The organism is Streptomyces sp. NPDC047974 (assembly GCF_040653375.1).
Classification (GTDB): Bacteria; Actinomycetota; Actinomycetes; order Streptomycetales; family Streptomycetaceae; genus Streptomyces.
Genome location: NZ_JBEZNU010000025.1, coordinates 1 through 13,847, shown reverse-complemented (window position 1 = coordinate 13,847; position 13,847 = coordinate 1). Strand labels below are relative to the sequence as shown.

The 13,847-nt window shown below is 73.6% G+C and carries 12 protein-coding genes and 1 tRNA gene; 10 read left to right on the top strand and 3 right to left on the bottom strand.

Annotated features, from left to right (window positions below; all coding sequences use genetic code 11):
• Nucleotide 1: 1 nt before the first annotated feature.
• The 5 genes from AB0E19_RS29060 (at nucleotide 2) to AB0E19_RS29040 (ending at nucleotide 5,463) form a co-directional block, all read left to right on the top strand.
• Complete coding sequence (locus AB0E19_RS29060; protein WP_362185160.1) at nucleotides 2-961, top strand: D-2-hydroxyacid dehydrogenase family protein; 960 nt, start codon at nucleotides 2-4, stop codon at nucleotides 959-961.
• A 56-nt stretch (nucleotides 962-1,017) separates the two neighbouring features.
• A complete protein-coding gene (locus AB0E19_RS29055; RefSeq protein WP_362185159.1) occupies nucleotides 1,018-2,412 on the top strand; it encodes an LLM class flavin-dependent oxidoreductase in 1,395 nt (464 codons plus the stop codon).
• The gene (locus AB0E19_RS29050) at nucleotides 2,409-2,906 is read left to right on the top strand and encodes a flavin reductase family protein (RefSeq protein WP_362185158.1); all 498 of its coding nucleotides are present in this window, start codon (nucleotides 2,409-2,411) and stop codon (nucleotides 2,904-2,906) included. Before AB0E19_RS29055 ends, AB0E19_RS29050 begins: the two co-directional genes overlap by 4 nt.
• A gap of 3 nt (nucleotides 2,907-2,909) precedes the next feature.
• Nucleotides 2,910-4,139 carry a hypothetical protein gene (locus tag AB0E19_RS29045; protein ID WP_362185157.1) on the top strand — a complete coding sequence of 410 codons (1,230 nt, stop codon included), beginning with the start codon at nucleotides 2,910-2,912 and terminating at the stop codon, nucleotides 4,137-4,139.
• Nucleotides 4,140-4,206: 67 nt separating this feature from the next.
• The gene (locus AB0E19_RS29040; RefSeq protein WP_362185156.1) at nucleotides 4,207-5,463 is read left to right on the top strand and encodes an ATP-grasp domain-containing protein; all 1,257 of its coding nucleotides are present in this window, start codon (nucleotides 4,207-4,209) and stop codon (nucleotides 5,461-5,463) included.
• A 71-nt stretch (nucleotides 5,464-5,534) separates the two neighbouring features.
• Here the strand turns inward: AB0E19_RS29040 and AB0E19_RS29035 are convergent.
• Together AB0E19_RS29035 and AB0E19_RS29030 are read right to left on the bottom strand one after the other, a co-directional pair.
• Nucleotides 5,535-5,607 (bottom strand) — tRNA-Arg (locus AB0E19_RS29035).
• Between the two features lie 80 nt (nucleotides 5,608-5,687).
• Entirely contained in the window at nucleotides 5,688-6,620 is a 933-nt protein-coding gene (locus AB0E19_RS29030; protein WP_362185155.1) for a ScbA/BarX family gamma-butyrolactone biosynthesis protein, read from the bottom strand.
• Nucleotides 6,621-6,763: 143 nt separating this feature from the next.
• Here AB0E19_RS29030 and AB0E19_RS29025 point away from each other — a divergent pair, with 143 nt between their 5' ends.
• Both AB0E19_RS29025 and AB0E19_RS29020 read left to right on the top strand, forming a co-directional pair.
• A complete protein-coding gene (locus AB0E19_RS29025; RefSeq protein WP_362185154.1) occupies nucleotides 6,764-7,408 on the top strand; it encodes a ScbR family autoregulator-binding transcription factor in 645 nt (214 codons plus the stop codon).
• 151 nt (nucleotides 7,409-7,559) lie between these two features.
• Complete coding sequence (locus AB0E19_RS29020; RefSeq protein WP_362185248.1) at nucleotides 7,560-8,936, top strand: phosphomannomutase/phosphoglucomutase; 1,377 nt, start codon at nucleotides 7,560-7,562, stop codon at nucleotides 8,934-8,936.
• Between the two features lie 24 nt (nucleotides 8,937-8,960).
• Here the strand turns inward: AB0E19_RS29020 and AB0E19_RS29015 are convergent, their stop codons facing one another.
• Nucleotides 8,961-10,130, bottom strand: coding sequence for a transposase (locus AB0E19_RS29015; protein WP_362185153.1), 1,170 nt, complete (start codon nucleotides 10,128-10,130; stop codon nucleotides 8,961-8,963).
• Between the two features lie 323 nt (nucleotides 10,131-10,453).
• Between AB0E19_RS29015 and AB0E19_RS29010 the strand changes: the two genes are divergently transcribed.
• From AB0E19_RS29010 to AB0E19_RS29000, 3 genes are all read left to right on the top strand, one after another.
• Complete coding sequence (locus tag AB0E19_RS29010) at nucleotides 10,454-11,137, top strand: TetR/AcrR family transcriptional regulator (protein ID WP_362185152.1); 684 nt, start codon at nucleotides 10,454-10,456, stop codon at nucleotides 11,135-11,137.
• A 303-nt stretch (nucleotides 11,138-11,440) separates the two neighbouring features.
• Nucleotides 11,441-12,346 carry a UTP--glucose-1-phosphate uridylyltransferase GalU gene (gene galU, locus AB0E19_RS29005; RefSeq protein WP_362185151.1) on the top strand — a complete coding sequence of 302 codons (906 nt, stop codon included), beginning with the start codon at nucleotides 11,441-11,443 and terminating at the stop codon, nucleotides 12,344-12,346.
• Between the two features lie 210 nt (nucleotides 12,347-12,556).
• Nucleotides 12,557-13,636, top strand: coding sequence for a ParB N-terminal domain-containing protein (locus AB0E19_RS29000; protein ID WP_362185150.1), 1,080 nt, complete (start codon nucleotides 12,557-12,559; stop codon nucleotides 13,634-13,636).
• The last annotated feature ends 211 nt before the right edge of the window (nucleotides 13,637-13,847 follow it).

Sequence of the window (13,847 nt, the reverse complement as noted above, 5' to 3'; positions counted from 1 at the left end):
CATGAGCCTTCGCTGCGCCGTACTCGACGACTTCCAGCAGGTGGCCACCACCGCCGCCGACTGGAGCCCCCTCAAGGACCGGGTGGAGGTCGTCAGCTTCCCCGAACACTTCGCCACCGAGGACGAACTCGCCACCGCCCTGGCCGACTTCGACATCGTCGTGACCCTGCGCGAACGCGTCGTCTTCCCCGCCTCCCTCCTCGACCGACTGCCCCGCCTGCGCCTCCTCATCGCCTCCGGCATGCGCAACAGCGTCATCGACTACGCGGCCGCCGCCCGCAACGGCGTCACCGTCAGCGGCACCGCCAGCACCTCCACCCCGCCCGTCGAGCTGACCTGGGCCCTCCTCCTCGGCCTGGCCCGGGGCATCGTCACCGAGAACACGGCGCTGCGCGCCGGCGGCCCCTGGCAGTCCACCGTCGGCGCCGACCTCCACGGCCGCACCCTCGGCCTCCTCGGCCTCGGCAAGATCGGCAGCCGGGTCGCCCAGGTCGCCCTCGCCTTCGGCATGGACGTCCAGGCCTGGAGCCAGAACCTCACCGAGGAGCGCGCCGCCGAGGTCGGCGTCCGGCGGGCCGCCTCCAAGGAGGAACTCCTCGCCACCAGCGACTTCGTCTCCCTGCACCTCGTCCTCGGCGACCGCACCCGCGGCCTCCTCGGCCCCGCCGAACTGGCGCTCCTGAAGCCGACCGCGTACCTGGTCAACACCTCCCGGGCCGGCCTGATCGACCAGGACGCCCTCCTGGACGCCCTGCGCGAGGGCCGCATCGCCGGCGCCGGCCTGGACGTGTACGACGTCGAGCCGCTGCCCGCCGACCACCCGGTGCGCACCACGCCCCGCCTGCTGGCCACCCCCCACCTGGGCTACGTCTCCCAGAACAACTACCGCACCTACTACACGCACGCCGTCGAGGACATCGAGGCGTACCTCGCGGGAGCGCCCGTCCGCCTCCTCGGCTGAGACCCCTTCCCTCCCGCCCCACCCGCCCCTGCTTTGCCGACCGTGGAGAACCCCTGGTGAGTCCGCACCGCCGCATGATGAAGCTCGGCGCCTTCCTTCCCGCGCCCGGGCACCACATAGCCGCCTGGCGGCACCCCGAGGCCCGCCCCGACGGCGGCCTGGACTTCGACTACTACCGCTCCCTGGTGCAGACCGCCGAGCGCGGCATGTTCGACATGGTCTTCCTGTCCGACGGGGCGGGGGTGCGGACCCGGTACAAGGACGCCGACGAGCTGAGCCGCCAGGGCCGCATGGTCCACTTCGAGCCGCTGACCCTGCTGTCCGCGCTCGCCGTGCACACCCGGCACATCGGCCTCACCGCCACCGCGTCCACCACCTACAACGAACCCTTCACGCTGGCACGGCAGTTCGCCTCCCTCGACCACCTCAGCGCCGGCCGCTCGGGCTGGAACGTGGTGACCTCCGCGACGGACGCCGAGGCGCGCAACTACCACCTGGACAAGCAGCCCGAGCACGCCGCCCGCTACCACCGCGCCCGGGAGTTCATGGAGGTCGTCACCGGCCTGTGGGACAGCTGGGAGGACGACGCCTTCCTCTACGACAAGGAGTCCGGCCGCTTCTTCGACCCGGAGAAGCTGCACATCCTCGGGCACCAGGGCGAGCACTTCTCCGTACGGGGCCCGCTGAACGTCGCCCGCCCGCCGCAGGGCCACCCCGTCATCGTCCAGGCCGGCTCCTCCCCGGACGGCCAGGACTTCGCCGCCCGGTGGGCCGAGGTCGTCTTCACCGTCCAGCAGACCCTGGACCAGGCGCAGGTCTACTACCGCGGCCTGAAGAAGCAGATAGCCGACCACGGACGCGACCCCGACCACGTCAAGATCCTGCCGGGCGCCTTCATCGTGGTGGGCCGCACCCTGGCCGAGGCCGAGGACAAGTACGCGACCCTGCAGTCCCTCGTCGACCCGGTCGTCGGCCTCGGGATGCTCTCGTACCAGCTCGGCAACGTCGACCTCACCGGACATCCGCTCGACGGCCCGCTGCCCGAACTGCCCGCCATCGAGGGCAGCACCAGCAAGCAGCAGGTCATCTACGAGCAGGCCCGCAGGCAGGGCCTGACCATCCGCGAGCTCTACCTGGCGGTCGCCGCCGGACGCGGCCACCGCTTCCTGCTCGGCACCCCTCAGAGCATCGCGGACGAGCTGGAGGACTGGTTCGTCAACGAGGCGGCCGACGGCTTCAACATCATGCCGGACTACCACCCGGGCGGCCTCGACGCCATCGTCGACCTCCTCGTCCCCGAGCTGCAGCGCCGCGGCCTGGTCCGCACCCGCTACGAGGGCACCACCCTGCGGGACAACCTCGGCCTGCCCCGCCCGGCCTTCCCGCCGGTGGCGGCGGGCGGTTCCGCGGCTCCGGCGGGGCCCGCCCCGGCTCCGGCGGGCGCGGTATGACCGTCGACGCGACGGCGCTGCGTTCCGTCCTGCGCGCCCACCCGTCGGGGGTCACGGTCCTGACCGCCGCCGGGCCGGGCGGCCCGGTGGGAGTGACCGTCACCTCCTTCACCTCGATCAGCGCCGCACCCGCGCTCGTCGCCGTCGCCCTCGCCGACACCTCCACCACCTGGCAGAAGATGGCGCACAGCGAGCACTTCGCGATCCACCTGCTCGGCGCCGGCCAGGCGGACACGGCCGTCCGCTTCGCCACCCCGGGCACCGACCGCTTCGCCCCGCCGACCGCCTGGCACCCCGGCCCGCACGGCGTGCCGTACCTGGCGGGCTGCCTGGGCCGGCTGCTGTGCTCGCGCCACAGCACCGTGCGCCTGGGCGACCACCACCTGCTTGTGGGCGCCGTCGAGCAGGCCGAGCACGGCGAGCGGGGGGACGGCCTCGTCCACCGCCACGGGGACCTGCAGCCGGTCACGACTCCTCTTCCAGCAAGGACCTGACACATGCCCACCGTTCTGTTGTTCTCGCGCCAGCCGCTCGTCGGCCGCCCGCTCCAGGAGTGGCTCGACCGCCCCGAGGACGCCGTCCTGATCACCACGCCCAAGGCGGTCGCCGGCGCCGAGGACGTCCTCGCCGCCTCCTTCCCCCGCCACCGGCTGGTCGACGACTACCACGGCTGGGCGACCGAGGAGATCGCGGAGGAGGCCGCCCGCGCGTACGGGGCGGACCTGGTGGCCAGCACCAGCGAGAGCGACGTGCTGCGGGCCGCCCGGCTCCGGGCCCGGCTCGGGCTGCCCGGACAGGACGTCGCCTCGGCGACCGCCTACCGCGACAAGGTCGTCATGAAGGAGCTCGCGCGGGCCGCGGGCGTACGGGTCCCGGACTTCGCCGCCGTGGACAGCCCGCGGGACCTCCTCGACTTCGTCGACGCCCACGGCCTGCCCGTCGTCGTCAAGCCGCGCTCCGGCGCCGGCGCCGAGGGGGTGGCGTTCCTGCGCGAGCCCGCGGACGTCACGGCCTTCTTCGCCCGCGAACGCGGCTCCGAGGTGCCGTACCTGCCCGGCCAGTGGATGGTGGAGAGCGTCGCCCACGGCGACTTCCACCACGTGGACGGCATCATGCGCGACGGCCGGATCGTCCACTCCTGGCCCTCCCGCTACTCCGGCGGCCTCGCCGAGCGCGTCAGCGAGAACCTCCACACCGGCAGCGTCCTGCTCGCCCCGGACGACGCCGTCACCCACGCCCTCCAGCGGCTGGCCGCCGACGTCGCCGCCGCCCTGCCCCCGGCGCCGCACCCCCTCGCCTTCCACCTGGAGGCGTGGGTCGGCCCGGACGGCGTCCCCGTGCTCTGCGAGATCGCCAGCCGCGCCGGCGGCGGGCTCATCGCGGAGCAGTACATCAGGGCCTTCGGCGTCCACCTGGCGCGCGAAGGGCTCCGGGCGCAGTGCGGGCTCCCCCTCACCCTGACCACCCAGCCAGCCGCTCCGGCCCGGGCCGTCGGCCACGTGCTGTACTCGCCCGGCCACGGCGCCTTCGTCCCGCCGGCCGGGCCCTGCCCGGTCCCCGGCGTGGAGCTGACCCTCATGCGCGAGGCCGGGACGCTGTGCCGGGGCGTGGAGTCGGCCGCCGACGCGGTGGCCAACGTCTTCGTCGAGGCCGACACCACGGAGGTCGTGGAGTCCCGCCTGGCCGAAGCCACGGACTGGTGGAACGACAACACCACCTGGGAGTAGCCGACGGGGAGCGACCCCTCCCCCCGCCGTCTCCCGCTCTCCTCCCACAAGGAAGGGACAAGCCGCCTTGTCCGAGCACGTCCTGATCGTCGGCACCGGCCGCGACTTCCCCGCCCGCATCCGCGCCGCCCACCCGGGCGCCCGCACCACGGTGTTCTGCCGCCTCGACTCCGTCGGCCGGGTCCGCGCCCCCGGCGACAACGCCCGCGTCCTGGGCCTCCGGGACGACGCCCCGGAGCAGGAGTGGGTCGACCTGGCGGCGGCCGTCCACGCCCGGGACCCCTTCACCCGGATCGGCACCTTCGGCGAGCGCAACCAGAACCACTACGCCGTCATCGCCGAGGCGCTGGGGCTCGCCGCGCACCGCCCGGACACCGTCCACCTGGTGCACGACAAGCGCGCCATGCGGGCCCGGCTGAGCGAGGCGGGCGTCGACTCCACGGCCGGCGTCCGCGTGGCCGACGTCGACGAACTGCGCGCCTTCACCCACCGCCACGGCCTGCCCTGCGTGGTGAAGCCCGTCTCCAACTCCGGCAGCGCCGGCATCACGAAGGTGACCGACGAGAGCGAACTGGCCGAGGCCTTCGCCCGCGCCGACGGCAGCTACGGGGACCTGCCGAACGCGGGCGTCCTCGTCGAGGAGTTCCTCGACGGGCCGCAGTTCAGCGTCGAGGCCGTCACGGAGGCGGGCGAGCACCAGGTCGTCGCGATCACCGCGAAGTTCTCCGACCCGGCCACCTTCGTCGAACTCGGCCACGTCACCCCCGCGCCGCTCGCCGACGAGGTCCGCGACGGGATCCACGCCTACGTGGGCGCCGTACTCGACGCCCTCGGCGTGGAGTTCGGCCCGACCCACTCGGAGATCTGCCTCACGGAGAAGGGCCCCCGGCTGATCGAGACGCACGTCCGCATGGGCGGCGACGAGATCCCCGCCCTCGTCCGGGACGCCACCGGCGTCGACATCGACGACTGCGCGACCCGCCAGACCCTGGGCCGGAGCGTCCTGCCGTCCGTCCGCACCACCCTGGCCGAGCCCCGCCCGCCCCGCTGCTCGGCCGTCTGGTTCGCGGCCCTGGAGGCCACCGGCGTCCTCGACCACGTCTCCCGCCTCGACGAGGCCCGCTCCCTCCCCGGCGTCACGGAGGTCACCCTCCTCGCCAAGCCGGGCGCCAAGATCGCCGGCCTGACCTCCTCCGGCTCCCGCGTCGCCTTCGCCCGAGCGGTGGGGGCCACCCCCGAGGAGGCGGTGAACGCGGCACGAGCGGCCGCCGAGCACCTCGAATTCACCCTGAGGACCACCCCGCACCGCCCCCAGGCCGTCTGACCGCCCCGGATCCCCCTCCGGGAAAACGACGAGGACCCCTACCGTTCCCCGGTAGGGGTCCTCACGCCGTGTGCCCCCGGCAGGATTCGAACCTGCGACACCCGCTTTAGGAGAGCGGTGCTCTATCCCCTGAGCTACGGAGGCGGGGATGGCCGGTCACAGCCTAGCGGATGGGGGGTGGTGGGGGCGCCTCGGTTTGTGGGGGGTGGGGGGAGGCGGGGTGGTTACCTGGTGCGGGCGGTGAGGGTGGCGGCCGCGGTGAAGGACAGGTGGTCGTTCTGGACGGCCTGGACCTCGACCGTGTGGGTGGGGGTCGGGGCCGTGGTGATGTAGCAGGGGGCGTCCAGTTCGATGTAGCGGTGGAACGTGGTGTGCAGGCCGGTGAGGACGGCGGTGGGGTGGCCGTCCGGGGTGGTGTGGTGGGCGGCCTGGCGGGCGGCTTCGATGAGGAGCATGCCGGGGGCGTGGTCGACGGGGTGGTCGAAGAGCACCGGGTGCGTGGTGTCGATGCGCAGCTGGGTCCGGTGGGGGGCCGGGGTGGGGGCCAGGACGACGTCGCTTCGGCGGTCGCGGTCCACGTGGTGGGGAGGCAGCGGGGACGGCGCGGGGAGGGCCGTGGAGAGGGCGCGGGCCGTGTCGGCGTAGGGGCCGCGGAGCCGCCGGTAGAGGTGGGGCGGCTGGTTGGTGAAGGCGGCCTGCGCGGTGCCGAGGGGGGCGCCGTCGCGGGTGAGCTCGACCTGCATCGTGAGGCCGTGCAGGCGGCCGGCGCGGCGGGTGACGTCGGTGCACCGGACGTGCATGTCTACCTCGGCCGGGGTGGCGCCGACGGCGAGGGCGTCGGGGTCGAGCGAGAAGGAGAAGGTGTTCCAGATCTGGCGGTGGCCGAAGGGGACGTCGTAGGCGACGTGGCTCAGCAGCGGGACGGCCTGGCGGACGGTCTCGGCGAGCAGCAGCGGGTCGTGACGGCCGTCGGTGGGCGCGTAGAACGCGTGGGTGCGGGGCCACTGGGCGGTGACGGTGAAGGTGTCGGGACCTTCCGTCTTCCAGCCGGTGAGGAGGACTTCGGAGTGCGCGCTCTTGTGCACGTACTCCCTCGGTAACGCGCTGCTCAGACCCGCGTGGTTCGCGGTCGCGGTGTGATCGACGTATGGAGTCATCGGATTCCCCCAGGTGTCGTGCGCAGTGTGGATGGCCCTGACCGGGCACACGCTCTAAAATAGAGGATGTTCGTTTTTTTTGTCGAGAGGGGAGCGGGACGGTGGCAGATCGGAACCGGCAGAGGACGCCGCAACCGAGGGCGGTGCAGACGAGGGCGGTGATCCTGCGCGCCGCGGCCGAGGTGTTCGACGAGTTCGGGTTCAGCGGCGCCAGCATCAGCAAGATCATGAAACGGGCCGGCGTCACCCAGGGAGGCATGTACTTCCACTTCGGCTCCAAGGAGGAGCTCGCCTACTCCGTGATGGTCAGTCAGGGGGAGGGGCTCGACTTCCCCAAGGGGGAGGACGGGCTCCAGCGGCTCATCGACATCACCCTGTACCTGGCCGTCGAGCTGCGGCGCAACCCGCTGCTCCGCGCGGGAGTCCGACTCGCCGTCGAGCAGGGCGAGTTCGGGCTGCGCGACGACGTGGCGTACCAGGCCTGGGTGCTGGAGTTCCGGCAGCAGCTGCGGTTCGCCCGCGCCCGGGGCGAGCTCCTGCCCGGGCTCGACGACGAGGACTTCGCCTGGGTGCTCGTGAGCTCCTTCACCGGTGCGCAGTTGTTCTCCCAGGTCTCGTCCGAGCGGCGCGACCTGCCCGAGCGGGTCGTCTCCCTGTGGCGCTACCTGCTGCCCGGGGTGGCCGTGCCCGAGGTCCGGGACGCGCTGCGGTTCGATCTTCCCGAGTCGGAGGCGGACGCGGAGGCGGACGCGGAGTCCGCGTCGGACGGGGTCGGCGTCGGGGGGTGAGCGCCGAGGTGCCATAGCCGTCGTGTGAATCGGCGGTCTGCGGGCGGGTGGGATGGAAGCGCGGGTAGCGTCCGGCGGCGTCCCTCCCCTCCGCCTGAAGGAGCCCGACGTGTCGAAGGTCCTCTCGTCCCCGGTCCCGTCGTCCCCGGTCCTGCCGTCCCCCGTCGTCTCGCTCGCCGCGATCGTGAAGGCGTACGACGTCCGCGGGATCGTGCCCGATCAGTGGGACGAGGAGGTCGCCGGGCTCTTCGGCGCCGCCTTCGTCCGCGTCACGGACGCCGACGCCGTCGTCGTCGGCCACGACATGCGCCCCTCCTCGCCGGGGCTCGCCGGCGCGTTCGCCCGCGGCGCCGCGCGGGTCGGCGCCGACGTCACGGTCATCGGGCTCTGCTCCACCGATCAGCTGTACTTCGCCTCCGGCAGCCTGGGTCTGCCCGGTGCGATGTTCACCGCCTCGCACAATCCGGCCCGGTACAACGGCATCAAGATGTGCCGCGCCGGCGCCGCCCCGGTCGGCCAGGACACCGGCCTCTCCGACATCCGGGCGCTCGTCGAGCGGTGGCTGGCGGAGGGTGCTCCCGAGGCCGCCGCGACCCCCGGCACCGTCTCCGAGCGGGACACGCTCGCCGAGTACGCCGCCCACCTGAAGGCGCTGGTGGATCTCGCCGCGATCCGGCCGCTCAAGGTCGTCGTGGACGCGGGCAACGGCATGGGCGGGCACACCGTCCCCACCGTCTTCGACGGGCTGCCGCTGGAGACGGTCCCGATGTACTTCGAGCTCGACGGGACCTTTCCGAACCACGAGGCGAATCCGCTCGACCCGAAGAACATCGTCGATCTCCAGGCCCGTGTCCGGGCGGAGGGTGCCGACCTCGGGCTCGCCTTCGACGGGGACGCGGACCGGTGCTTCGTCGTCGACGAGCGAGGCGAGCCCGTCTCGCCGTCCGCGATCACGGCCCTCGTCGCCGCGCGCGAGCTCGCCAGGCATCCCGGTGGGACGGTCATCCACAACCTGATCACCTCCTGGTCCGTCCCCGAGGTCGTCCGCGAGCACGGCGGTGTGCCCGTGCGCACCCGGGTCGGGCACTCCTTCATCAAGGAGGAGATGGCGAAGACCGGCGCCGTCTTCGGCGGCGAGCACTCGGCGCACTACTACTTCAAGGACTTCTGGAACGCCGATACGGGCATGCTCGCCGCCCTGCACGTCCTCGCCGCCCTCGGGGGCCAGGAGGGGCCGCTGTCGGAGCTGGTCGCCTCGTACGACCGGTACGCCGGCTCCGGCGAGATCAACTCCACCGTCGCCGACCAGGGCGCGCGTACCGCCGCCGTCAGGGCCGCGTACGAGAACGAGGACGGCGTCGTCCTCGACGAGCTCGACGGTCTCACGGTCACCTCCGCCGACTGGTGGTTCAACCTCCGCGCCTCCAACACCGAACCCCTGCTCCGCCTCAACGTCGAGGCGCGGGACGCGGCGACCACGGCCAGGGTCCGCGACGAGGTCCTCGCCCTGCTCCGCGCCGACGGGTGACCGTCCGGCACGCCTCCCCGGCCGTCATGCCGCGCCGGGGAGGCGGTGGCGGCGCACGGGCACGGGAGCGACGTCGTAGGCGTACGCGGCCGAGACCAGCGTCATGTGGTGGTGCCAGCCGGGGTACGAGCGTCCCTCGAAGTCGAGGAGGCCGTACGCGTCGGCCAGACGGCGGGCCGTCGCCGCGGGTGCGCCCTGGTGGAGGGTCAGGTGGAGGAGGTCGTCCATCCGGTGGCGGGTGAGGGTCGTGAGCCAGAAGGGGCCGTTGCGGCGCTGGCTGAACAGGCGGCAGGGCTGCGGAAGATCAGGGAGGCGTACGAGGGTCGAGTGGACCCGCATCGCCTGGGGGTGGCGCAGCCGGCCGAGGGTGGCGACGCCGGCGGCCGTGAGTTCGGTGCCGGTGGGGAGACCGGCGGGGGTGAGCGTGAGCGTCGGCGGGACGGCGACGAGCAGGTCCCAGCCGCGGGCCGCGAGCGCGGCGATCAGCTCTCCCGCCCGTGCGGTCCGGCTCAGGTCCGCGACCAGGGGCGCGCGGGGCGCGTCCCGGACGGCGTCCGCGAGGTCCAGGATCAGCGCGGCGGGGGAGCGGTAGGAGGTCGCGGGGTCTATCCGGGCGCGGCGGCGCCGGTCGGCGTCGGCGAGCCAGGGCTCCGGGATCATCAGCCGCCAGTCGACCGGGATGCCGGTGACCTCGTCGAGGCCGGCGAAGATCCCGATGCCGAGCTGGCAGTTGAGGGTCCGTCCGGCGGCCGGGTCGAACCGGCGGTGCACGCCGACGGAGTGGGAACCGCGCTTGGGCAGGACCGCCTGCCCGATGGTCCAGGCGGCGGGGGTGTGGCGCTCGCCGACCCAGCGCAGGAGCTCGCGGCGGGCGGGCTCCCACTCCCAGGGGCTCGCGTTGATGAACTGCTGGAGCGACTGGTACGCGGTGGGGGAGTCCGTGACCGAGGCGGCCAGCTCCCGTACGGACTTCTTGCCCGGCGCGGTCAGCAGCCCCTGGAGGTAGACCCCCGCCCAGCGCCGCTGGTCGGCGCGGGACAGATGGCCGAAGAGCCGCTCGGTGTAGCCGGTCAGGACCGGGTCGGGGGTGGGCAGCGGTGTGGGTCCGGGTCCGGACCGCGGTGTGGGCTGGGGTAACCGCTCGTGCGGCGTCTCCGTGGCTCTGGGAGCCAGGGGCAGGGTCAGTGCCGTCATCTCTCCGCCTCCTCGGTAACGGCCGGCGGGTGCGTCGGCCGGGCGATCCATCGGATCCGTCGATCGATCCGTACCTGCAGAATACAGAACGATCGTTTTTTTTCGAGTGTTCCTCTGGCCTTCGAGGGACGACTTCGGCAGGTTGGGGGAGGGCGCCCGGCGGAGTGCCCGGGGGCGGGTGACGTCTTCGCCAAGTAGCCCTCGCGTCGGGGTGCGCGGACGGGCAGGCTGCGGGCCGCTGACCCCTCCGGGGGCGGCGCGCGACGGCGCGCGCCGACGCGTATCGGCGGGGCAGTGACGATCCGAATGGCAGTGATGAATACGTGGTGAAACAAACGCGCGCCGTGCGCACCCGTCAGCAGCTTCTCTCCGCGGCCGCGGTCGAATTCGACCTGCACGGTTACGAGGGGACCTCGTTCTCCCGGTTGAGCCGGCGCGCGGGCATTTCCGTGGGTGCGGTGACCTTCCATTTCGACGCGAAAGCCGATCTCGCCGCCGCCGTGGTGCAGCGCGGAACGGCCCTGGCCCGCGGCGTCGCCGGCGACGCCGAGCGGCGCTCCGGCCGGGCCGTCGACACCGCCTCCGTCCAGCTGCTCGCCCTCGGCGCGCTGGTCGAGCGCGAGGCGGCCGTCCGGGCCGCGATCCGCCTCAGCCAGGAGGGCGGGCGGTCCGGCCCGTCGTGGTGCGGCGCCTGGCTCCCGTCCTTCCAGGCGCTGCTCGAACAGGCCGCCGCGAGGGGGGAGCTGGCGCCGGGGGCCGAGCCCCGCCGGATCGCCGGGCTCGCCTGCCACCTGCTGTCCGGCACCGCCTGGCGCGTCCGGCGGCGCCCCACCGCCCTGCCCGGCCGCGCCCTGGAGGAGCTGCGCGAGCTGTGGCGGCTCGTCTGCCGGGGCGTGGTCGCGGAGCCGTCCGCGGGACCTCCCGCCGTCGGCGCGTACGGCGGGCTCCAGGCCGCCCTCCCGTACGGCGGTCGTCCGCCGTCCGTCCCGCCGCAGGGCGGCCCCTGACCTCCCTGCCCCCCGACCTCCCTGGCCCCCGACCTCCCTGCGCCTTGACCGCTCCGACCGCCTCGACCGCTCCGACCGCTCCGACCGCTCCGAACGCCGTGTCCGCTCCGCCCGCCCCGACCGTCGCTCTTTCGCGGTCGGGGCTTTTCGCATGAGCGCGGGAAACGTCACCGGAATCCCTCGTACCGCATTTACGGCATTCGGCTCGCGGTGGTCCACGCGACTTTGACGAAATGCCGAAGTGGCGTCCGGGGGAACGGCGGGAAGTGCTTTTCCGGGGTCGGATTCCCTAGCCTCACCAGCATGTCGAAAACACCTTCCCCCATCACCAAGGCGGTCATTCCCGCGGCCGGTCTCGGCACCCGGTTCCTGCCGGTCACCAAGGCCACGCCGAAGGAGATGCTGCCGGTCGTCGACAAGCCCGCCATCCAGTACGTCGTCGAGGAGGCGGTCGCCGCCGGCATGGCGGACATCCTCATGGTCACCGGCCGCAACAAGCGCGCCCTGGAGGACCACTTCGACCGCAACCACGAGCTGGAGGAGGCGCTGACCCGCCGGGGCGACCAGGACAAGCTGGACAGCGTCTGCGCCTCCACCGAACTGGCCGACATCCACTACGTGCGCCAGCGCGATCCGCTCGGCCTCGGGCACGCCGTCCTCTGCGCCGCCCCGCACGTCGGCGACGAGCCCTTCGCCGTGCTCCTGGCCGACGACCTCATCGACCCCCGCGACCCCCTCCTCGCCCGGATGACCGAGGTCCGCGAGCGCCACGGCGGCAGCGTCGTGGCCCTCATGGAGGTCGGTCCCGACCGCATCCACCAGTACGGATGCGCCGCCGTGCGGCACCTGGCCGGCAGCGACGGCGTCCGCGTCACCGACCTGGTGGAGAAGCCCGCCCCCGGCACCGCGCCCAGCAACCTCGCCGTGATCGGGCGCTATCTGCTCGACCCGGAGATCTTCGACGAGCTGCGCCGCACCCGTCCGGGGCGGGGCGGCGAGATCCAGCTCACCGACGCGCTGCGCGGGCTCGTCGAGCGCGGCCGGCCCGTGCACGGCGTCGTCTTCGGCGGCCGCCGTTACGACACCGGTGACCGCGCCGAGTACCTCCAGGCCACCGTCCGTCTCGCCTGTGAGCGCGAGGACCTCGGGCCCGGATTCCGTTCCTGGCTGCGGGACTTCGTCGGCGCGCAGGAGCTCGTGGGTGTCTGACCGGCCGCTTCGCCCGGTGGTGGGCGAGGTGGTGGGCGAGTGCGCAAGACCCGCAGTCGCCCACCACCGCCCGCCCCGGGGCGGTGAGTTGCCAGAGTCGCGCCGGGCGCCCACGTCCCATGCCAGTTACCGAACGGTAGTTACTTACTGTCCTTCTGGGTACGCCGCACGAACCCGGCGCCCGGGCCACTCCCGGAAGGAGGTGAACCCATGAACCTGAACCTGAACCTCAGAAAACTCCCCACCCCCCTCGCGCACACCACCCCGATCGCCGACGCCGCCGGCGCGGTGGTCAGAGTGCCGACCACCAGCCTGCGGACCGCCGACTCGCCGCGGACCGTCGGGCTCGACGAGGAGTACGCACGCACCCTGGCCACCGCCGAGGGTCCCTACCGGCCGCTCCTCGTCCACCGCGCCACCATGCGGGTCATCGACGGCACCCACCGGCTGCGCGCCGCACGGCTGCGCGGCCGGCACACCGTCGACGTCGTGTTCTTCGACGGCAGCGCCGAGGACGCCTTCGTCCTCTCCGTGGAGGCCAACATCCGCCACGGACGCCCCCTCACCCGCAGGGAGCGCACCACCGCCGCCCTGCGGATCCTCCGGACCCACCCGGACTGGTCCGACCGCTTCCTGGCCGACCGCACCGGGCTGTCCGCCCGGACCGTCGCCGCACTGCGCGCCCGGGCGACCGGGCCGACGGCGGTGGACGGCAGGATCGGCCGCGACGGCCGCATCCGGCCCCTGGACCCGGTGCGCGGCCGGGAGGCCGCGGCCCGGCTGCTCGCCGACCACCCCCAGGCGTCGCTCCGGGAGATCGCCCGGGCGGCCGGCATCGCCCCTTCGACCGTGCGGGACGTCCGGCGCCGGATCGGCGAAGGCGCCGACCCGGTGCCCGCCGGCCAGCGGCGCGCCCGCCCCCCGCTCCACGACGGCGGCGCCCTGTCCGGCGTACCCGGAGGGACCGGCGTACCCGGTGGATCCGGCCCGACCGGTGGATCCGGGCCGGGTGACGAACCCGGGCCGCCCGGCGCGGCCGGTCAGCGGCTCGCCGCCCTGGTGCCCGCACTGTGCAAGGACCCGCTGCTCCGCCTCAGCGAGGCGGGCCGGCTCCTGCTGCGGATGCTGGATCTCCAGGTCAGCGCCCTGCGCCAGCGGGAACGGATCGTCGCCGCGGTCCCCCCGTACCGCGCCGAGACGGCGGCCGCCGCGGCGGCCCAGTGCGCGCGGGTCTGGCTGGAACTGTCGGAGGAGCTCCGCCGCCGGGGCTCCACGGAGTCCTCCGCCTGAACGCGCCGCGCACCACCCCGAGTTCCCCCCAACTCCCACCCCCCACCTCCCCCATCCCCCTGCTTCCTGGTGTTCGAAGGGCCGTCCTCCCCGCTCGGAGGGCCGTCCCCCCTTGTGAAAGGACTGGTTGGTCATGTCGGTTGTCGAGAGTGCGCGTCCGGGTCCGGATGCCGGCGCGGCGGCGAGTGGTGGTGCCGGTGGTCCGGTACCG

Bases quoted from the DNA above. Each gene is read 5' to 3' on its own strand.
- AB0E19_RS29060 (WP_362185160.1), top strand. From the start codon at position 2: ATGAGCCTTCGCTGCGCCGTACTCGACGACTTCCAGCAGGTGGCCACC.
- AB0E19_RS29050 (WP_362185158.1), top strand. From the start codon at position 2,409: ATGACCGTCGACGCGACGGCGCTGCGTTCCGTCCTGCGCGCCCACCCG.
- AB0E19_RS29045 (WP_362185157.1), top strand. From the start codon at position 2,910: ATGCCCACCGTTCTGTTGTTCTCGCGCCAGCCGCTCGTCGGCCGCCCG.
- AB0E19_RS29030 (WP_362185155.1), bottom strand. From the start codon at position 6,620: ATGACTCCATACGTCGATCACACCGCGACCGCGAACCACGCGGGTCTG.
- AB0E19_RS29015 (WP_362185153.1), bottom strand. From the start codon at position 10,130: ATGACGGCACTGACCCTGCCCCTGGCTCCCAGAGCCACGGAGACGCCG.
- galU (WP_362185151.1), top strand. From the start codon at position 11,441: ATGTCGAAAACACCTTCCCCCATCACCAAGGCGGTCATTCCCGCGGCC.
- AB0E19_RS29000 (WP_362185150.1), top strand. From the start codon at position 12,557: ATGAACCTGAACCTGAACCTCAGAAAACTCCCCACCCCCCTCGCGCAC.